Here is an 18,711-nt window from a genome sequence, read left to right on the forward strand (position 1 = left end):
GGCATCGTCGCATTCGGGCAAAACGCACGAGTGGTCCAGACCTCGATGGTCCGTTCGGCGCAGCGGCGGCGAGCAGCCCTGCTCCGGTGGCCCAAAAGATGCTCCTATAGAGGGGTCGGGGCGCGGGTGTGGCCGACGGCTCCTCTGGGGCGGTCTGTGTCAGGATCTCGGCCCTCGCGGCGGGCTGCCGCTATCTGCGCGTGTCCCCGAAGGTGGCCTTCGGGGCGGTAGACGCCGCGAATTCGGCCCTCGCACCGCATTCCCGCCGCCCGCTCCACCCCGCGGCGGGCCGTCGGGCGCCCCGAAGGTGGCTTTTCAGGGAATCCAGCGCCCCGAAGGCCACCGTCGGGGCAGGCGCGTCGTGGTGGTCGAGCGTGCGAGGGGTGGATGTGCGGCGTTGAGCGCCCCGAAGGCCACCTTCGGGGCATGCGCAGCCCAGCCTGCACCGCGCGAGGGCCGAGAAAGTGGCGCTAGGGTCCCCGAAGGTGGCCTTCGGGGACCTCCGCCGCCGATCATCGTGCCGCGCACCCGACATCACTGTGACCTTCGGGGCACCAGATTCCCCGAAAGCCACTTTCGGGGCACACGAACGCCCGCCGCGAAAAGGCGAGCCGCGTCCGCTTCGGGGCACGCACCGGCCGGTCACTAGCCTGAGCGTGTTCGCCGGGAGCAACGGGAGGCGCGAGTGATGGATCGGCACGATCGCGACGTCGCCGAGCAGTGGTTCCGGCGCAGGGGACTGCCCGCCGTGGTCAGGGGGAAACCGGCGCAGCTGCTGGTGCGCATCGTGCCTGGCGAGGTGTTCCTGCTGCTGTTCCTGGGGTTCGCCGCCGGGCTCGCCGCGATCCTCGACCGGAACGAGGAGGAGCTCGACCGGCTGATGCACGGCGGCGCGTTCGCGCTGTTCGCACTCGGCATGCTGGTGTGCTTCGCCGTGCTCCCGCCGCTCGGCGCCTGGCTGGCCGCGAAATGGGTCCGCGTGCGGGTGCTCGACCGGCGCGGCACCGCCACGGCCGCCGTGGTGGCCGCGTTCTTCGTCGTGGTCAACCCCGTCGTGGACTGGCTGACGCCGCCGTACTACTCGCTGCCCGGCGGGTTCGCGGTGCAGGTCGGATTGCTCGTGGTGCTGCTGGTGGCCGCGTTCTTCGGCGGCGGCTCGATACTCGGCTGGGCACTGCGCGCGGCGTTCCGCCAGCTCGGCAGGCTCGGCGACCTGACCAGCCGCGCGCTCCCGCTGCTGTTGCTGTTCACCGTCTTCGGGTTCTTCACCACCGAGCTCTGGCAGGTCGCCGCCGAGCTGAGCAGGCACCAGATGTGGCTCGTGGTCGGGCTGTTCTCGGTGATCGCGATCCTGTTCCTGATGTCGACGCTGTCCGACGAAGTCCATTCGCTGACCGGAACCGACGCGGTCGAACCGGAACCGGGCAAGCTCGTGGGCACCCCGTTCGCGGACGGAGCCGCGTCCGGGGCGCCCACCGTGCCGTTGCGGAAGCTGGAGCGCTGGAACCTGGTGCTCGTGCTGGTGCTGACCCAGATCCTGCAGACGCTGGTGCTGTCCGTGCTCACGTTCGTGTTCTTCGTGGTGTTCGGGATGATCACCATCAAGGACTCGGTGATCAAGGCGTGGGTCACCCACGACCCGACCACCGGGAAGCTCTTCGGGTTCGAGGTGCCCGCGCCGAACGAACTGCTCCAGGTTTCGCTGTTCATCGCCGCGTTCTCGGCGCTCTACTTCGCCGCCGCCGCGGTGACCGATTCGAACTACCGCAGGTCCTTCTTCGACCCGCTGGTGCGGCACATGGCGACCAGCCTGCTGGCGCGGGACGTCTACCTGTCCCGGCTGCCGCGAAAGCAGCGGGACCCGGAGGTGGACGAGATCAGCGCTTGAGCGTGAAGGTGAAGGTTCCGGAGAGCTTGTCGCTCAGCCGGGCGGTCGAAACGAGTTTCCCTTCCCGCAACAGCTTTTCGACCTCGGCACGCGGAAGAGCGCATCCTTCGGCGACCAGCCGGACCGGGATCCGCGCCGCGAACCGGACCGAAATGTCGGTCACGTCGCGGCCGGAGTAATCGGCTCCGCCGGTGTCGCCCTGGTCGAGTGCGGTGCACAGCGCGCGTAGCCAGGCGTCGATGAGCTTGTGGTTGGCGTTGAAACCTCAACCGACGCGCCGCAGCGCTCGTTCCCTGCGGTCCGCGACGCTCGAACCCGATTCGCGGCGTGCCATGCGGCGCAGCACGACCGGGGCCACGAGAATGCCGAGTACCGCCCACAAGCCCAGCACGCCAACGGTTTCCAGGTGCCGCCACGATTCGCCGATCTCGATGCCGACGGCGCCGTCGGGCAGCAGCGCGGAGCGCATCGCGAGGCCGAGCCAGTAGATCGGGAACGCCTGGGCGATCCACTGCAGCCACTCCGGCAGCGCGGTGATCGGGTAGAAGATGCCGGAAATCGCGATCACGGCCAGCACCGGCAGCGTGATCATTCCCTGCGCCCGTGCGCTGGTGAACACCGAACCGAGCATGGCCCCGATCGGCAGGGCGGCGACCAGGCCGAGCGCGAGCGCCCACACCAGCGTCAGCCACGCGCCGACGCTGCCGACGGTGAGGCCGGGGACGATCAGCATCGCGGGCACCAGGAAGATCGCGAGATCGACGACCAGCCCGCCGGAAACCGAGATGATCTTGCCGACGAGGTATCCGGTCATCCCGTTCGGCGTCGCCTTCGCGCGCAGCAGCGTGCCGTCCTCGCGATCGGCGGTGAGCTGCTGGCTCAGCATCACCAGCGCCATCGACGCGTTCATGCCGAGGATGCTGGGCAGTGCCAGCGTGCCCAGCGCGAACCCGGTGCCGCCGAAGGAAACATCGCGCAGGAAGAAGGTGACCACGAGCATCAGCAGCGGCCAGAAGCAATGGCCCCAGATATCGGCTCCGTTGGTGAAGGACTGGCGCAGTTCGATCAGGCCGCGGGTCCAGCCCGCGCGCAGCACCGCGGAATTCATCGTTCGGCTCCTTCGGATTCGGCGTGGCGCACCAGTGCCAGGTAGGTGTCTTCGAGCGAGGTTCGGCGGACTTCGAGGTCTTCGACCTCTTCGCCGTAGCGCTTGAACAGTTCGAAGGTGAACTTGGTCGACTCGGTGGTCGAACGGGAAAACCGCTCCCCGCCGCGGCTCCAGCGCACCTCGTCCTCGCCCGCGATCTCCTTAGCCAGTTCCGCAGCGGTGCCGTCCGCCGTGATCCGGCCACCGTCGAGGACCATGATGCGGTCGGCGAGCATCTCGGCCTCGTGCAGATCGTGCGTGGTGAGCAGGATCGTCGTTCGTCCCGCTTCGGCGAGATTCCGCACCAGCGAGTGGAATTCGCGGCGTGCCACCGGATCGAGCCCTGCGGTCGGCTCGTCGAGGAAAACCAGTTCGGGACGCCCGACGAGGCCGATCGCGACATCGAGCCTGCGCCGCTGCCCGCCGGAGAGCGTCCGGATCTTCTTGCCGGCCTGCTCGGTCAGCCCGACCGCGGCGACGAGTTCGTCCGCGTCCCACGGCCGCTCGACGTGTTCGCTCGAATAGGGCGCGTAGTAGGAACCGAGATGGGCGAGCAGTTCCCGCACCCGCCATTTCCCGTGGTCCCGCCACGACTGGAGCACGACTCCCACCCGTGCCCGCCAGTCTTCGCCCGCATGGGCCGGGTCGGTGCCGAGTACCTCGACCCGGCCCGCCGAACGCATCCGGAACCCTTCCAGCACTTCGATCGTCGTGGTCTTGCCGGCCCCGTTCGGCCCCAGCAGGCACAGCACCTCGCCGTGCCACGCGCGGAAGCTCAGCCCGTGCAGGACGTCGGTGTCGCCGTAGCGCATGCGCAGGTCGTCGACGTCGATCACGGCCGCGTTGTTCTTCATGGCTGGAACGCTATGAAGTGTTCAGGGTCTCGTCAATTGTCGAAAACCTGTTTTTCGGTGTTATGCCTGCAAAAAGCTGGTCGATTGGTGCAATCGTGCTGTCTGTGAATGCAACGTTTTTCGGTATTGTCGTTGCAATGCGATGACCATGAACGCACACTGGTGGAAACGGGAAGGGGGAGCCGATGCCGGGAGGCAGGCTGACGAACCAGGAGCGCAGGCGCATCGCGTCGGGGCTTTCCGACGGGCTCGGCTACGCCGAGATCGCCAGGGAGCTGGGCAGGCCGACGTCGACGATCAGCAGGGAGGTGGCGCGCAACGGCGGGCCCGGCGGCTACCGCGCCGGTCAGGCCCACCAGGCCGCGTGGCGCCGCGCCCGCAGGCCGAAACGGGGCTGGTCGCCGGAACCGCCGGAGGGCGGTGGCCGCGACCCCGAGGCGGCGAGCGAGTTCGTCGACCGGCTCGCGGCGCAGATGGTGCGGTCCGGGTTGCCGAGGATGGCCGCGCGCGTGTTCGCCTGCCTCATCACCACCGACTCCGGTGCGCTGACCGCGGGCGAGCTGGTGCGGGGGCTCCGGGTCAGCCCCGCGTCGGTGTCCAAGGCCGTCGCCTATCTCGAGGAGCTGGACCTCGTCGACCGCGCTCGCGTTCCGGGGCGGCGCCACGAGACCTACGAGATCGACGACGACGTGTGGCTCCGCACCTGGCTGACCAGTGCCAGGACCAACGAGGTGTGGGCGGACACCGCGCAGGAAGGCGCCGAGCTCTTCGGCGCGGCCACCCCTGCCGGCGCCAGGCTCGCGCGGATGAGCCAGTTCTTCACACGCCTCGCCGAAGACATGAACGGGGGCGTCAGCGCGGTCGCCTTCGACGACGCGCTGACCGTGCTCGCCGCGCTCGTGCACGCCACCACGCCGCGCACCGCGCGCGAGCTGTCCGTCGCACTGGGCTGGCCGCTCGAACGGGTCGAGAACGCCTTGCGCGACGCGGAAAAACGCCCCGATCTCACCGACCCGGTCGTGCTCCGGCACACCGGTTCGGGCGCCTGCACGGCCGTCGTCGCGCCAGACCGGCTCACCGCGGCCCAGCGTGGCGCGCTCGCATCCCCGCTCGGTCAGCTCACCGTCGGCGCGGGATCGTGACGCAGCACGGCGAGGTACTCGTGGTGCTCGCGCAGCAGCGCCGCGGGATCCGGTGACGCGGGCCCCGCGTCGGGATCGCCCACCACGACGCCGGAGAGCGCGAGCCCGGTCCCGGTGAGCAGCAGCGCCAGGTCCGCCGGGGTGTAGCAGCGCAGGTGCTGGCTGAGCACGCGGCCGGGGTCCGCGGTGTCCCACCAGGTGTCGGTCGCGGTGCAGGTGACCGGGTCGAACGTGGTCCGCTCGCGGAGCTCGTGGTGGTAGCCCGCCGCGGGATCCGGTTCCAGGTGCTCCTCGTCGCCGTGCCACGAAGCCCACACGAAAGGGTTGAACACGTCCACCAGCGCGGCACCTCCTGGCCGCAGCCAGGAGGCGATCCGCGTGAGCAGCCGCCGCTGGTCCGCGTCGGAGCCGATCCCGAACCCGTTCCAGTAGCACACCGTGTCGAACGGCCCCGGCAGGTCGACGGTGTAGAAATCCGCTTGGTGCACGACGAGCGAGCCGGAGCCGACGTCCTTCGCCAGCTCGCCGGTGGCGTTGGCGCGGTCGCTCAGCTCGACGGCCGTCACCGCGTAACCCGCGCTTGCGGCGGCCACCGCCGTCGTGCCGTAGCCGGAGCCGAGTTCGAGCACCCGCGCGCCTTCGCCGCCGTGGGTGCGCAGCAGCGAAACCCTGCGGTGGTCCCGATCGGTGACCACCGCGTCCGCCGCCGCCCACCACGCGCCGGTCGTCGAATAGAACTCGCGCACCCAGTCCATTCCCGAAGCCAAGCAGACATCCCCGAAGATTCGCGCGTCATTTTCGGTGCGCGGCAACCGGAGGAAGGCTTCATCGGCGGTGCTCGGCGGAGTCGCTCGCCGCGTTGGCGCGATCGATGTCGGGCATGTGCGCTTCGGCCCAGTCCCGCACCGCGGCGAGCGGCGCGTCCAGCGAAAGCCCCAGTTCCGTGAGCCGGTAGTGCACCCGGGGCGGTACCACCGGTTCCACGCGCCGCTCGACCAGCCCGTCACGGCCGAGGCCGTGCAGCGTCGTGGCGAGCATCTTCTGCGAGATACCCGGCATGCGGCGGCGCAGCTCGGCGAAGCGCACTTCGCCGGGGTGGGCCTCGGCGAGCACCTTGACCGCCATCGACGTCCACTTCGTGCCGATGCGGTCCAGCAGGCGACGGGTCGGGCAGTCGGGATCGAACAGATCGCCGCGCACGCCCTTCGCCGGACGACGGGAGGTCACCTCGGGCTCACCACCTGTCTCGGAAGTGCGGTCTTGGCACGACCGCGCTGGTTACCTACCGTTTCATGGTAACCAAAGGTGACCACCGAGAGGCGACACGCCCATGTCCGAAATCGAACTGCGCCGCGTCGTGGCGAACGGCATCGGGATCAACACGGCGATCGCCGGGAGGGGCGAACCCGTGCTCCTGCTGCACGGGTTCCCGCACACGTGGCAGCTCTGGCGCGCGATCATGCCCCGCCTGGCGCGCACCCACCGGGTCATCGCACCGGACCTGCGCGGGCTCGGGGCCACCGAGCGTCCCGCGGACGGCTACGACGCGGGCACCCTGGCCTCCGACGCGGAGTGCCTGCTCGACGCGCTCGGCGAACCGGCCGCGTCGGTGGTCGGCATCGACGCCGGCGCGCCGCCCGCGTTCCTGCTGGCCATGCGGCGCCCGGAGCGCGTGCGACGGCTCGTCGTGGCCGAATCGCTGCTGGGCCGGCTGCCCGGTGCGGAGGATTTCCTGCGTGCGGGCCCGCCGTGGTGGTTCGGCTTCCACGCCGTCCCTGGGCTGGCCGAGACCGTCCTAATCGGACACGAGGCGGAGTACGTCGACTGGTTCCTCGACACGGGCACGCGCGCTCGCGGGGTTCCGCCGGAGCTCAGGGACCGGTTCGTCGAGGCCTACCGCGGCCACGACGCGCTGCGCGCCGCGTTCTCCCATTACCGCGCGATGCCCGACTCCGCCGAGCAGATCGGTGCGGCCGTCGCGTCCGGCAGGCTCACCGTGCCCACCATGGCGATCGGCGCCCATCCGGTGGGGAACGCGCTCGAACGCCAGCTCCGCCCGATCGCCGACGACCTCGTCGCGCATCTCGTCGAGGACTGCGGCCACCTCGTCCCGCTGGACCGCCCCGAAGTCTTCGGCGCGCTGCTGGAGGATTTCCTCGCCGGGCAGCGGGCTTCCGCGCCGATGGTGTGAACTGCTGTGAGGTACCTGTGGATCGTGGGTCACGGGATGCGGCCGCGGCGGCACTGTGATGATCTGACACCGTGGCGTTCAAGAACTTCCGGCCCGCGATGGTGGCCGCGGCAACGGTGTTGCTGGTACTCGGCGTCGTGGTCAGCACCGACACGACGACCGGGGACGCGATCGACGCCGAAGCGACCGCCAACGACGCGTACACCACGTCGATCGCCGCGAAGACGGCCACCACGACGCCCGCCGCCAGCCCGTCCGTCGGCGCGTTGTTCAGCGACGGCGAGCACTTCTGCAGCGGCAGCGTCGTGCACAGCCCGGCAGGCGACGTCGTGCTCACCGCCGCGCACTGCGTCAACGACGGCGACGGCACCGGGAACCACGACGGGCTGACCTTCGCACCCGGTTACCACGACGGCGTCGCCCCGTACGGGATGTGGACGGCCACCGTCGCCGCCGTCCCCGCCGGGTGGGCCTCCGGCGGCGATCCCGATCTCGACTTCGCGTTCCTGACCGTGCGCCAGGAGGGCACACCGGCGAGCGTGGAAAGCCTGACCGGCGCGAACACGCTCGGCACCCACCACGGGTTCACGAACCTGATCACCCTGACGGGCTACCCCGACGACGCCGACGCGCCGGTGGTCTGCCAGGGCGTCACCACCCGGTCCGGCACCTACCAGCAGCGCGTGGAGTGCCCCGGTTTCCCCGACGGCACCAGCGGCGGCCCGTGGGTGATCGACGTGGACGCGGCCACCGGCGACGGCACGGTGATCGGCGTGATCGGCGGCTACCAGTACGGCGGCGATTCGCCCGACGTCTCCTACAGTTCCTACTTCGACTCCGACATCAAGGACCTGTACGACTCCGTCACCGGCTGACGCGCGGGCTCGGGGTGGGCCTTCGTTGGCAGCCGGGGCCACTTTCGGGGCAAGGGGTCCGGCGGCGGTCGAGGGTGCGAGGGGTGGAATCGCGGCGTCTAACGCCCCGAAGGCCACCTTCGGGGCACCAGGCAGCTCCGCCCGCACGCCCGCGAGGGCCGGGAAAGTGGCGCTAGGGTCCCCGAAGGTGGCCTTCGGGGCATCGGGCACCCGTCAGGCCAGTGCGTCGTAGATCGCTGTGACGTAGGCGGCGCTGCGGTCGGAGCCGATGATGCCCGGCCCCATCCGGTTCATCACGTACGAGATCGTCGTGCGCCGGTCGAGGTCCATGATCATCATCGACCCGCCCCAGCCGCCCCAGAAGCAGATCCGCTCGTCGGGGATCCACGGGAGCGTGTCGAGCCGGGGGAGCGCGTAACCGGTTCCCCAGCGCAGCGGGATGCCCAGCCCCAGATCGACGCCGTTCGCCTGCTCTTCGAAGATGAGGTCGATCGTCTTCGGCCCGAGCAGCCGGACGCCGTCCACCTCGCCGCCGCGGGAAATCACCGAAAGGATCCTGGCGAGGGACCGCGCGTTGCCGTGCCCGTTGAGCGCGCCGATGTCCGCGCGGCGCCACGCGGGGGTGTTGGCTTCGGTCGCGTCGATCGCGGGGCCGGTCAGGGTTTTGACCATCGGGTCGTCCTCGCCGAGCGCGTCGACGTCCAGGTTCGCGGGCGGCGGCGGGGTCACGTCCGCGATCCGGTGCCAGTCCCGTTCGGCCGCGCCGAGCTGGAAGTCGGCGCCGAGCGGGCCCGCGATTTCCTCGGCGACGAACCGCTTCAACGGTTTCCCGCTCACCCGGCGCACGACTTCGCCGATCAGGTGGCCGAAATTGGCGGCGTGGTAGCCCGACGCGGTCCCCGGCGTCCACCACGGTGCCTGCGCGGCCATCCTCGCGGTGGCGGTGTCCCAGTCGTAGAGGTCTTCGAGCACGGCGGGCTTTTCGAGCCCGGAAACCCCCGAGGTGTGGGAAAGCAGGTGGCGGATCTCGACCTTTTCCTTGCCGTTGGCGGCGAACTCCGGCCAGTACTCCGCGACCGGCGCGCGCACGTCGAGATCGCCGCGGTCGACGAGCACGAGCGCGGCGAGGCTGGTCACCGTCTTCGTCGACGACCACACCGTGGTGATGGTGTGCTCGTCCCACGCGGAAGTGCGCGCCTCGTCGCGGAAACCGCCCCAGAGATCGACGGCGATGTCCCCGTCGACGTCGACGACGAGGGACGCCCCCAGTTCTTCACCGGATTCGACAGCGCGTTCGAACACCGCGCGCACCGCGTCGAAACGGGCATTGTTGTTGCCCTGCACCACTTTGTCTCCTCGGTCGGTCCGGATGCTCACGGCGCTACGCTAAAACCTGACGCCGGTGTGAGAGGCAAAGTCCTGTGACGCGGCTCATGGAGGAGAGGTTCGATGCGGATCGGTGAACTCGCCGAGAAGACCGGCGTGAGCGTGCGTTCGCTGCGGTACTACGAGGAACAGGGACTGCTGCTCCCCGCACGCAGTCCGAGCGGCCAGCGGCACTACCGCGAAGGCGCGGTCGACCGGGTCCACTGGATCCGGCAGCTCTACGCCGCGGGCCTGTCGAGCAAGACGATCGCGCGGTTCCTGCCGTGCGCGGCCAGCGGTGCGGCCACCCCCGAAGGGCTCGCCCACCTGGCCGCCGAACGCGAGCGCATCGACGCGCAGGTGCGCGATCTGGTCCAGACCAGGGATCGCCTCGACACCGTCATCGCGATGGCCGCGCGAACGGTCGCCACGGGCGAGCACTGCGCATCGACTGTGAAGATGTAGTGATTGCACTTTTGCAGTTGCTATGAGATCGTGGTCAACGGGAGGTCGTCGTGGCCTCCTGCTGACCACGAGGAGCCGTTGATGGGGTCGAACGAGCACTGGGACGTCCGGCGGCTGCCGAGGGCGGACGGCAGGACGTTCCTGGTCACCGGCGGCAACGCCGGGATCGGCTACTTCGTCGCCGAACAGCTCGCCGGCACCGGGGCCACCGTCGTGATCGGCAGCAGGGACGCGGCGAAGGCCGAAACCGCGCTGACCTCGATCCGGTCCCGGGTCCGGAGTGCCGACGTCCGGTCCGCGCGGCTCGATCTCGCCGACCTTGCCTCGCTGAAAGCCTCGGTCGACGCGATGGGCCTCGATCGGCTCGACGCGGTCGTGCACAACGCCGGGGTGCTGCTCGACGATCCGCCCCGGCGCGAAACCGCCGAAGGCAACGAGCTGATGTTCGGCACCAACCACCTCGGGCACTTCGCGCTGACCGCGTGGCTGCGGCCCCTGCTGACGCCGGGCAGCCGCGTCGTCGTGACGGGCAGCTTCGCGGGAAAGCAGGAGCGGCTGGATCTCGACGACCTCCAGTCCACACGCGACTACCGGCCCAAGCGGACCTACGGGCGGTCGAAGCTGGCGCAGATGGTGTTCGGCTTCGAATTCGATCGGCGCCTGCGCGCGGCGGGCAGCGAGACCGCGTGCGTGGTGACCCATCCCGGCGGCGCGCTGGATTCGCTGACCCCGGCGCGGCCGCCGCTGCACGAGCGGACCGCGGGCGAGCGCTTGCGCGGGCTGCCGCTGGGGCTCGTGGTGCAGGGGAAGGAAGCCGCCGCCTGGCCCGCCGTGCGCGCGGTGCTCGACCCGGCCGTGTCCGGCGGGCAGATGTGGGGGCCGCGGGCTTTCGGGCTGCGCGGCCTGCCGGCGCGCGAACCCGTCCGCGAGCACCTTTCCGATCCCGATGGCGCGGCGCGCCTGTGGGCCGCCAGCGTCGAGCTGACTGGTGTCGATCCCTCGATGTGACGAACGGGTTCGTGACGAACATGTTCGCTATCATGGGCACATGACATCCGAAACCCCGCGCAGTCGTCGCGAACGTCCCGCGAAACCGGCCCTGACCAGGGCGGGCATCGTGTCCGCCTCGATCGGGGTCCTGCGGGACGAGGGACTGGCGAAGGTCACCATGCGCCGCATCGCGCAGGAGCTGGACACCGGACCCGCGTCGCTCTACGTCTACGTCCGCAACACCGCCGAGCTGCACGCCGCGATCCTGGACGAGCTGCTGGGCACGATCGAAACGGCGCCTGCCGGGGGAAGCTGGCGTGCGCGCATCGAGCAGGTGCTCGGCTCGTACACCCGGATGCTCCTCGAATACCCGAGCCTCGCGCGGTCCGCGGTTTCGGCCCGCCCCAGCGGGGTGAACTACCTGAACCTGTGCGAACGGCTGCTCGCGCTGCTGGACGCGGGCGGTGTCCCGCCCGCGCAGGCGGCGTGGGGCGTGGACGTGCTCCTGCAGCTCGCCACCGCGACCGCGGCGGAACACGCCACCCAACACGAAAACAGCGACAGCGCCGAGGAATGGGACGCGCTCACCCGTGCCCTGCGCGGCGCGTCCGCGGACACCCACCCGCGCATCGCCGCGCTCGGGCCCCAGCTCGTCTCCGGCACTCCGGAGCAGCGGCTCTCGTGGGGCTTCCGAAGCGTGCTCACCGGCATCACGCATACCCCTGTGCCAGAAGGAGAACCGGAATGACCGCACACCACCCCATCGCGATCATCGGGGCCGGGCTCGGCGGCCTCACCCTCGCCCGCGTGCTGCACGCGCGAGGCATCGACGCCGCCGTCTACGAACTCGAAGCTTCACCGGCCGCACGCACGCAGGGCGGCATGCTCGACATCCACGAGGAGAACGGCCAGCTCGCCCTGCGCGCCGCGGGCCTGCACGACGAGTTCCGCGAGCTGGTCCACCCCGGCGGGGAGGCCATGCGGATCCTGGACTCGCGCGCGGTCGTCCGCATGGACGAGCCCGACGACGGTGACGGCGGCCGCCCCGAGGTCGATCGAGGGCGGCTGCGCGATCTCCTGCTCGGCTCGCTCCCCGACGGCACCGTCCACTGGGGACGGAAGGTCACCGGTGCGCGCCCGCTCGGCCACGGCAGGCACGAGGTGGTGCTCGCCGACGGCACCTCGTTCAGCACCGATCTGCTCGTCGGTGCGGACGGGGCGTGGTCGAAGATCCGCCCGCTGCTGTCCGCCGCCACGCCCGTCTACAGTGGATTTTCCTTTGTCGAGGCGGATTTGCGGGACGCCGACGCGCGCCATCCGGTCAGCGCGGCCGTCGTCGGCGGGGGCATGCTGTTCGCGATCGGCCCCGGCAAAGGCTTCCTCGCGCACCGCGAGCCCGACGGCAGCCTGCACGTCTACACCGCGCTCGAAGCGCCCGAGGACTGGGTGTCCACTATCGACTTCACGGACGCCGAGGCCGCGAAAACGGCCGTGCTGAGCCATTTCGACGGATGGGACCCGAGCCTGCGCGCACTGCTCGCGGACGCCGACGCGCCGCTCATCCCGCGCCCGATCTTCGCGCTGCCCGTCGGGCACCGCTGGGACAGGGTGCCGGGGGTGACGCTGCTCGGCGACGCCGCCCACCTGATGTCCCCGTTCGCGGGCGAGGGCGCCAACCTCGCCATGCTCGACGGCGCCGAACTCGGGGAAGCCATCGCCGCACACCCCGACGACGTCGAATCCGCGCTCGTCGCCTACGAGGGCGCACTTTTCCCGCGCAGCGAGGAATCGGCTGCGGAGTCCGCCGCGAACCTCGTCCTCGCCTTCGCGGCGGATTCGCCGCAGGGCCTGCTCGACCAGTTCGCCGCACACTGAAACCCCAGGAGAGCCCGATGACACCACCCTTGACCCGCCGCGTGCTCGAACCGCGGCCAGGCCTGTCCGTGACCGCGCGAGAGGCGGGTGACGGTCCCGCCGCGCTCGTCCTGCACGGCGGCGCGGGACCGGACAGCGTGACCCCGATCGTCGACCACCTCGCCGCGGGGCACCGCGTGCTCGCGCCGACGCATCCCGGTTGGGACGGAACCCCGCGCCCCGACTGGTTTTCCGGTATCGGCGAACTCGCCGCGACCTATCTCGACGTGCTCGAAGAGTCCGGAATGGACGAAGTCACCGTGATCGGCTCCTCGTTCGGCGGCTGGGTCGCCGCCGAGCTGGCCGTGCGCGATCGAGGCACCCGTATCGCACGGCTCGTCCTGATCGGCGCCCCCGGCCCCGAGATCCCCGGGCTTTCGATCACGATGCCGGGGCAGGGCGGTCCGCCGCCGGGACGGGGCCCGTCGCCGGAGGCCATGGCCACCCTGCGTGCCTACACCGGGCCGGTCATGGCGGATCCTGAGCTGGGGCCTCGGCTCGCGGACGTGCGCGTCCCCGCCCTCCTGCTGTGGGGCGAGGACGACGTGGTGGTCCCGCCGGACTTCGGCCGCGCCTATACCGAACTGTTCGCCGACGCGCGGTTCGAGCTGATCCCCGGCGGCGGGCACCTCCCGTACCGCGACGTGCCGGACGCGACTTTCGCCGCGCTGGACCGGTTTCTCGTCAGCGGCCGAGCAGTTCCCTGATCGCCTTGAGCACTTCGGCGGGTGCTTCCTCGGCCATGAAGTGCCCCGCGCTCGTCGTGCGGTGGTCCACTTCGGGTGCCCACGCCCGCCAGATCTCGGCCGCCTCGAAACCGAGCGCGGCGCCCCAGTCCTGCTGCAGGACCGTGACGGGCATGCGGAGCCGGGTGCCCGCCTGCCGGTCCGCGGTGTCGTGCTCGATGTCGACGGTCGCGCTCGCGCGGTAGTCGGCGACGATCGACGGCACCGCTTCGCGGGACGCGCGCAGGTAGGCGGCGCGGACCTCGGCGGGGATCGCGTCCGCGGACCCGGCCCACGCGTCGAGGAAGTACCCGAAGAACGCGTCCGGGGCGGCGGCGATCATTTCCTCCGGCAGGCCGGGCGGCTGCGCCATCAGGTACAGGTGGAAGGCGACCGCGGCGCTCGCGCCGTGCAGCACCTCCCACATGTCCAGGGTCGGCAGCACGTCCAGCGAGGCGAGGTGGGTGATCGCGTCCGGGTGGTCCAGCCCGGCGCGGATGGCGACCAGCGCGCCGCGATCGTGCCCGGCGAGCGCGAACCGGTCGTGCCCGAGCGCGTTGGCGAGCGCGACCACGTCGGCGGCCATGGTGCGCTTGGCATAGGCCAGCCCGGTCGGGTCGGCCGGTTTGCCGCTGTCCCCGTAACCGCGGAGGTCGGGGCAGAGCACGGTGTGGTCCGCGGCGAGGTCGGCGGCCACGTGCCGCCACATCAGGTGGGTCTGGGGGAAGCCGTGCAGCAGCACGATCGGGCTGCCGGAGCCGCCGACGGCGACGTTGAGCGCGACGCCGTCGGCGACGGTCACACGCTGGTAGTCGAACCCGGGAATCTGCATGTCGACCTTTCGGAAGTGGGTGCTGAGGACACCAGCGTCGCCGACGCCGATCAGCAACCGGTCAGCACCGGCTGAGCGCGTACCGGTCCGTACGCAAAACCGCTCGTGCCCCGTGCGCGCAAGTTCGGCGCGGGGTGACAAAAAATTGTGCCCGCGCGGAGAATAGTTGACCGGGAACGGTCTTTGTGTTTCGCTTCTCGCGCGCCGCGAAATTGCTGGCGAATATGCATTCGACATGTCTTTGATCAGTTTATCCGGCTCGACTGGGAAATGTGGAGACCATGCGAATACGGAGCAAGGTGGCGGCCGCGGTGGCCGCGCTCGCGGTGCTCGGTTCGGGTGTCGCGTCCGCCGACGCCAAGCCCGCTGCCGACAATCCCTATCAGCGTGGTCCCGATCCCACGATGGGGAGCATCGAGGCGGACCGGGGGCCGTTCGCGGTGACCCAGGCGCCGGTGCCCGCTGGCGACGGGTTCGGCGGGGGAACGGTGACCTACCCGAACGACACCAGCCAGGGCACCTTCGGCGCGGTCGCCATCGCGCCCGGCTTCCTGGAGCCGGAACCGCTGCTCGGCTGGCTGGGCCCCCGGCTGGCCTCGCAGGGCTTCGTCGTGCTGACCATCGCCACCAACTCGCTCGTCGACTTCCCCACCGCCCGCGCGGACCAGTTGCTGGCCGGGCTCAAGTTCCTGGCGGAGAAGAGCCCGGCCAAGGACCGCATCGACAAGTCTCGGCTGGCGGTGATGGGCATTTCGATGGGTGGCGGTGGCACGCTGGAAGCCGCCGAGCGCGATCCGGCCCTCAAGGCGGCCATCCCGATCGTTCCGTGGGACATCGGCCGGAGCTTCTCCGGTGTTCGCACGCCGACACTCGTCGTCGCCGGTCAGGGCGACATCATCGCGCCGACCCCGATGCACGCTAAGGCGTTCTACGACAGCCTGTCCCCGGGGCTGAACAAAGCCTACGTCGAGATCGCGGGCGGAGGCCATTTCGGACCGCCGCTGCCGAACGTGCCGACGGCCAAGTACAGCATTTCGTGGCTGAAGCGGTTCGTGGACGACGACACCCGGTACGAACAGTTCCTCTGCCCCATCCCGAAGGATCCCCAGGCGTCCGCCTTCGAAGGGAACTGCCCGCACACCTGATCCCGGTCCACCCGCCTAGAGTGCTGGTGTGGACGAAGGCCTGGTGCGGTTCGGAGTGCTCGGTCCGCTGGTGGCCGGGGACGCGCGCGGCGCCGCGGACCTGAAGGGGCCGCGGCACCGCGCGGTGCTCGCGCGGCTGCTGGTGGCCAGGGGCAAGGTGGTCCCGGTGGACCGCCTCGTGGACGACCTGTGGGACGACCCGCCCGACGGTGCGATCGGCGCGATCCAGACCTTCGTGTCCGCGCTGCGGCGCGCGCTCGAACCCGACCGCCCGCCGCGAACGCCCGCCCGGCTGCTGGTGACCGCGGCGCCCGGATACGCGGTGCGCGCCGAGCCCGACGCCGTGGACGCGTGGCGTTTCGAGGCGCTCGTGGCCGCCGCCGGGAAGTCGCTCGACGGGCGCAGGCCGGGTGCCGCGCTGTCCGAAGTGGACGAAGCGCTGGCACTGTGGCGCGGACCCGCTTACGCCGAGTTCGCCGACGAGGCGTGGGCGCGCGCGGAGATCGACCGCCTCGACGAACTCCATCTGCTGGCGGGGGAGCGGCGCGCGGAGGCGTTGCTGGCACTGGGACGCGCCGTCGAAGCGGTGCCCGATCTGGAGGCGGCCACGGCCGCGCACCCGTGGCGCGAAGACGGCTGGCGGCTGCTCGCGGTGGCCTTGTACCGATCGGGACGGCAGGGCGGCGCGCTCGGCGCGCTGCGCAGGGCCCGGCGCGTGCTGGCCGACGAACTCGGCGTCGATCCGGGGCCCGCTCTGCGGCGTGTGGAGGCGGACATCCTGGCCCACGAACCCGCGCTGAGCGCTCCGGCCGTCGACGCGCCTGGCCCGCGGCTCGTCGGCAGGGAGGGGGAGACGGCGCGGCTCGACGAGGCGGCCGCGACGGTGGTCGAACGGGGAAAACCGGGGCTGGTCCTGGTTTCCGGTGACGCGGGGGCGGGCAAGACCGCGCTCACCGAAGCGTTCGCGGCCCGGCTCGCGGCAGCAGGCTGGATCACCGCGTGGGGGACCAACCCCGAGGGCGAGGGGCTCCCCGCGGCTTGGCCGTGGACGCGGATCCTCGGCGCGCTCGGCGCCGGAGACGCGCTTCCGGACGGTGCCGAAGACCGGTTCCACTGGCACCGCGCCGTCGGCGCGCGGCTCGCCTCGGCCGCGCACGGGTCCCCGGTGCTGCTGGCGCTCGACGACCTGCACTGGGCGGGCGAGGAAACGTTGGCGCTGCTGGCTTTCCTCGTCGCCGAGCCGGTCGGGCCGGTACTGGTGGTCGCCACCTACCGCACCACCGACGTCGGCGCGCCGCTGGCGGACTTCCTCGGCCGCGCGGCACGCGTGGAACCGGTGCGGGTGTACCTCGGCGGGCTGCCCGTGGCGGCGGTGTCCGAACTCGTGCATGCGACGAGCGGCCTCGATCCGGACGAGGCGACCGTCGAAGCGATTCGGCGGCGCAGCGGCGGCAACCCGTTCTTCGTCCGCGAACTCGCCCGGTTGCTCGCGACCGATTCGTTGGCTTCGGTGCCGCCCGGGGTGCGCGAAGTCGTCCGGTACCGCGTCGCGAAGCTGCCCGAGCCGGTCAAGGCGGTGCTGCGGCTGGCGTCGGTGATCGGCGCAGACCTCGATCTGGATCTGCTGGCCGAGTTCAACGGCGGCGACGCGCTCGACGAGGTGGAAACCGCCACGGAGCGCGGATTCCTGACCGAGCGCGGGCCGCGGCGGTTCCGGTTCGCGCACGCGCTGGTACGCGAAACGCTGTACCACGACCTTTCGCGGTCACGGCGGGCCCGCTGGCACGACCGGATCGGGGAGGCGATCGAGCGGGTGCGGCCGGATGACGTCGATTCGCTGGCGCACCACTTCCTCGCGGCGGAGAACCCCAAGGCCGTCCGGTATGCGCGTGTCGCGGCGGAACGCGCGGAGCGCCGCTTCGCCCCGCACGAAGCGGCGCGGCTCTGGCAAGCCGCACTGACCGCGCACGACAACTTCGGTGACCACGACGTCCGCTCGCGGCTGGACCTGATCATGGGACGGGTGCGCGCGCTCGCCGTGACCGGGGCGCTGGCGGAAGCGCGCCGCCACCGCGGTGACGCGATCGCCACCGCCGACGGCCTCGGCGATCCCGAACTGACCGCCCGCGTGATCGGCGCCTTCGACGTGCCCGCGATCTGGACCGAGCACGACGACCACGACCTCGCCGCGCGGATCGCCGAGGTCACCGAACGAACACTCGCCGCCTTGCCGCCCGGCCCGACCGCGGAACGCGGCAGGTTGCTCGCCACGCTGGCGCTCGAATTGCGCAACACCGGCGGGGACCGCGCGAGGGAAGCCGCGGCCGAAGCCGAGCGCATCGCCCGCGAACTCGGTGAACCGACGTTGCTCGCGTTCGCCCTCAACGCCGCGTTCATGCAGTCCTTCGACCGCGCCGGGCTGGCGCCGCGGCGGGTGCGGATCGGCGAGGAACTCGTCGACCTCGCCACTCGGCACTCGCTGGTGGGCTTCGAGGTCCTCGGTCATCTCGTTCTCGTGCAGGCCCATTCGGCGCTGGCCGAGTTCGCCGCCGCCGACCGGCACGCCGAGGCCGTCGCCGCGCTCGGCGCGGACCACGAACTCCCGCTCGTGGGCGTGTTCGTCGACTTCTACGCCGCACTGCGCGCCGCCGTCGGCGGCAGGGCGGCCGAAGCCGAGTCCGCGTACCGGAGGGCCGGTGCGCGGCTCTCGGGCAGTGGGATGTCCGGAATGGACAACGGCATCCTGCCCTTCGCCCTGCTCTGCCTCCGGCTCCAGCAGGGCCTTGCCCCCGATACCGACGGGGTGGACTTCGGCGCATACCAGCCCTGGTGCCGCCCCGGGAATCCAGCGGAAATCCCGGTTTCCCCGGACGATCTGCTGCGGGAGGCACGCGACTGTCTCCATGCGACTGTCGCGATAGGACTGGATGACGGATCGGCGATGGCCGGTCTGTACGCGCGGTTGCTGCCCGCCGCCGACGAGGTGGCGGGTGCGGGCAGCGGAATCCTCACGCTCCGGCCGGTCGCGCACTACCTCGGTGATCTCGCGTCGGCACTCGGGCGCCGGGAAGACGCGGCGGACCACTACCGCCACGCGCTGGTGGTCGCGGAGCGCGCGGGCGCGGCGCACTGGGCAGAAGCCGCCCGTGCCGCCTTGCGTCCCGGGACCTGACACCGG

18 protein-coding genes are annotated in these 18,711 nt (G+C 71.1%); 11 read left to right on the forward strand and 7 right to left on the reverse strand.

Annotation, left to right across the window (positions count from 1 at the left end; all coding sequences use genetic code 11):
- Positions 1-688 precede the first annotated feature (688 nt).
- Positions 689-1,888, forward strand: coding sequence for a hypothetical protein (locus HUW46_RS33740; RefSeq protein ID WP_215542795.1), 1,200 nt, complete (start codon positions 689-691; stop codon positions 1,886-1,888).
- Here the strand turns inward: HUW46_RS33740 and HUW46_RS33745 are convergent.
- The 3 genes from HUW46_RS33745 to HUW46_RS33755 form a co-directional block, all read right to left on the reverse strand.
- Positions 1,878-2,051, reverse strand: a complete 174-nt coding sequence (locus HUW46_RS33745) for a hypothetical protein (RefSeq protein WP_215542796.1) — start codon at positions 2,049-2,051, stop codon at positions 1,878-1,880. The genes HUW46_RS33740 and HUW46_RS33745 overlap by 11 nt on opposite strands.
- A gap of 102 nt (positions 2,052-2,153) precedes the next feature.
- Entirely contained in the window at positions 2,154-2,996 is an 843-nt protein-coding gene (locus HUW46_RS33750) for an ABC transporter permease (RefSeq protein ID WP_215542797.1), read from the reverse strand.
- On the reverse strand, positions 2,993-3,889 hold the full coding sequence (locus HUW46_RS33755) for an ABC transporter ATP-binding protein (protein WP_215542798.1): 897 nt from the start codon (positions 3,887-3,889) through the stop codon (positions 2,993-2,995). Before HUW46_RS33755 ends, HUW46_RS33750 begins: the two co-directional genes overlap by 4 nt.
- A gap of 185 nt (positions 3,890-4,074) precedes the next feature.
- On the opposite strand from HUW46_RS33755, the gene HUW46_RS48525 reads away from it, so the two are divergent.
- The gene (locus tag HUW46_RS48525; protein ID WP_256451388.1) at positions 4,075-5,031 is read left to right on the forward strand and encodes a helix-turn-helix domain-containing protein; all 957 of its coding nucleotides are present in this window, start codon (positions 4,075-4,077) and stop codon (positions 5,029-5,031) included.
- Here the strand turns inward: HUW46_RS48525 and HUW46_RS33765 are convergent.
- Both HUW46_RS33765 and HUW46_RS33770 read right to left on the reverse strand, forming a co-directional pair.
- Entirely contained in the window at positions 5,004-5,798 is a 795-nt protein-coding gene (locus HUW46_RS33765) for a class I SAM-dependent methyltransferase (RefSeq protein ID WP_254125143.1), read from the reverse strand. The two genes, HUW46_RS48525 and HUW46_RS33765, sit on opposite strands and share 28 nt — an antisense overlap.
- A gap of 58 nt (positions 5,799-5,856) precedes the next feature.
- The gene (locus tag HUW46_RS33770) at positions 5,857-6,258 is read right to left on the reverse strand and encodes a winged helix-turn-helix transcriptional regulator (RefSeq protein ID WP_254125145.1); all 402 of its coding nucleotides are present in this window, start codon (positions 6,256-6,258) and stop codon (positions 5,857-5,859) included.
- A 103-nt stretch (positions 6,259-6,361) separates the two neighbouring features.
- Between HUW46_RS33770 and HUW46_RS33775 the strand changes: the two genes are divergently transcribed.
- Complete coding sequence (locus HUW46_RS33775; protein ID WP_215542799.1) at positions 6,362-7,222, forward strand: alpha/beta fold hydrolase; 861 nt, start codon at positions 6,362-6,364, stop codon at positions 7,220-7,222.
- 98 nt (positions 7,223-7,320) lie between these two features.
- On the forward strand, positions 7,321-8,097 hold the full coding sequence (locus HUW46_RS33780) for a trypsin-like peptidase domain-containing protein (RefSeq protein WP_215550269.1): 777 nt from the start codon (positions 7,321-7,323) through the stop codon (positions 8,095-8,097).
- A 213-nt stretch (positions 8,098-8,310) separates the two neighbouring features.
- On the opposite strand, the gene HUW46_RS33785 is transcribed toward HUW46_RS33780, so the two are convergent.
- On the reverse strand, positions 8,311-9,474 hold the full coding sequence (locus tag HUW46_RS33785) for a serine hydrolase domain-containing protein (RefSeq protein WP_254125149.1): 1,164 nt from the start codon (positions 9,472-9,474) through the stop codon (positions 8,311-8,313).
- A gap of 72 nt (positions 9,475-9,546) precedes the next feature.
- On the opposite strand from HUW46_RS33785, the gene HUW46_RS33790 reads away from it, so the two are divergent.
- The 5 genes from HUW46_RS33790 (at position 9,547) to HUW46_RS33810 (ending at position 13,538) form a co-directional block, all read left to right on the forward strand.
- Positions 9,547-9,927 carry a MerR family transcriptional regulator gene (locus HUW46_RS33790; RefSeq protein ID WP_215542800.1) on the forward strand — a complete coding sequence of 127 codons (381 nt, stop codon included), beginning with the start codon at positions 9,547-9,549 and terminating at the stop codon, positions 9,925-9,927.
- 81 nt (positions 9,928-10,008) lie between these two features.
- Positions 10,009-10,935 (forward strand): SDR family NAD(P)-dependent oxidoreductase, encoded by a 927-nt coding sequence (locus tag HUW46_RS33795; protein WP_215542801.1) that lies wholly within the window; start codon positions 10,009-10,011, stop codon positions 10,933-10,935.
- 40 nt (positions 10,936-10,975) lie between these two features.
- Entirely contained in the window at positions 10,976-11,665 is a 690-nt protein-coding gene (locus HUW46_RS33800; protein WP_215542802.1) for a TetR/AcrR family transcriptional regulator, read from the forward strand.
- Positions 11,662-12,792, forward strand: a complete 1,131-nt coding sequence (locus HUW46_RS33805; protein WP_215542803.1) for an FAD-dependent oxidoreductase — start codon at positions 11,662-11,664, stop codon at positions 12,790-12,792. Before HUW46_RS33800 ends, HUW46_RS33805 begins: the two co-directional genes overlap by 4 nt.
- Positions 12,793-12,809: 17 nt before the next feature.
- Complete coding sequence (locus tag HUW46_RS33810) at positions 12,810-13,538, forward strand: alpha/beta fold hydrolase (protein WP_215542804.1); 729 nt, start codon at positions 12,810-12,812, stop codon at positions 13,536-13,538.
- Here HUW46_RS33810 and HUW46_RS33815 read toward each other — a convergent pair.
- A complete protein-coding gene (locus tag HUW46_RS33815) occupies positions 13,516-14,388 on the reverse strand; it encodes an alpha/beta fold hydrolase (RefSeq protein WP_215542805.1) in 873 nt (290 codons plus the stop codon). The genes HUW46_RS33810 and HUW46_RS33815 overlap by 23 nt on opposite strands.
- 281 nt (positions 14,389-14,669) lie before the next feature.
- Between HUW46_RS33815 and HUW46_RS33820 the strand changes: the two genes are divergently transcribed.
- Together HUW46_RS33820 and HUW46_RS33825 are read left to right on the forward strand one after the other, a co-directional pair.
- Positions 14,670-15,533, forward strand: coding sequence for an alpha/beta hydrolase family protein (locus tag HUW46_RS33820; protein WP_215542806.1), 864 nt, complete (start codon positions 14,670-14,672; stop codon positions 15,531-15,533).
- 28 nt (positions 15,534-15,561) lie between these two features.
- Complete coding sequence (locus tag HUW46_RS33825) at positions 15,562-18,705, forward strand: BTAD domain-containing putative transcriptional regulator (RefSeq protein WP_254125151.1); 3,144 nt, start codon at positions 15,562-15,564, stop codon at positions 18,703-18,705.
- Positions 18,706-18,711: the final 6 nt, after the last annotated feature.

Origin of the sequence: Amycolatopsis sp. CA-230715, assembly GCF_018736145.1 — a bacterium.
GTDB lineage: Bacteria > Actinomycetota > Actinomycetes > Mycobacteriales > Pseudonocardiaceae > Amycolatopsis.

Coding starts and splice junctions, on each gene's coding strand:
- HUW46_RS33790 (WP_215542800.1), top strand. CDS start 9,547: ATGCGGATCGGTGAACTCGCCGAGAAGACCGGCGTGAGCGTGCGTTCG.
- HUW46_RS33820 (WP_215542806.1), top strand. CDS start 14,670: ATGCGAATACGGAGCAAGGTGGCGGCCGCGGTGGCCGCGCTCGCGGTG.
- HUW46_RS33795 (WP_215542801.1), top strand. CDS start 10,009: ATGGGGTCGAACGAGCACTGGGACGTCCGGCGGCTGCCGAGGGCGGAC.
- HUW46_RS33750 (WP_215542797.1), bottom strand. CDS start 2,996: ATGAATTCCGCGGTGCTGCGCGCGGGCTGGACCCGCGGCCTGATCGAA.
- HUW46_RS33800 (WP_215542802.1), top strand. CDS start 10,976: ATGACATCCGAAACCCCGCGCAGTCGTCGCGAACGTCCCGCGAAACCG.
- HUW46_RS48525 (WP_256451388.1), top strand. CDS start 4,075: ATGCCGGGAGGCAGGCTGACGAACCAGGAGCGCAGGCGCATCGCGTCG.
- HUW46_RS33810 (WP_215542804.1), top strand. CDS start 12,810: ATGACACCACCCTTGACCCGCCGCGTGCTCGAACCGCGGCCAGGCCTG.
- HUW46_RS33805 (WP_215542803.1), top strand. CDS start 11,662: ATGACCGCACACCACCCCATCGCGATCATCGGGGCCGGGCTCGGCGGC.
- HUW46_RS33755 (WP_215542798.1), bottom strand. CDS start 3,889: ATGAAGAACAACGCGGCCGTGATCGACGTCGACGACCTGCGCATGCGC.
- HUW46_RS33740 (WP_215542795.1), top strand. CDS start 689: ATGGATCGGCACGATCGCGACGTCGCCGAGCAGTGGTTCCGGCGCAGG.
- HUW46_RS33780 (WP_215550269.1), top strand. CDS start 7,321: ATGGTGGCCGCGGCAACGGTGTTGCTGGTACTCGGCGTCGTGGTCAGC.
- HUW46_RS33815 (WP_215542805.1), bottom strand. CDS start 14,388: ATGCAGATTCCCGGGTTCGACTACCAGCGTGTGACCGTCGCCGACGGC.
- HUW46_RS33775 (WP_215542799.1), top strand. CDS start 6,362: ATGTCCGAAATCGAACTGCGCCGCGTCGTGGCGAACGGCATCGGGATC.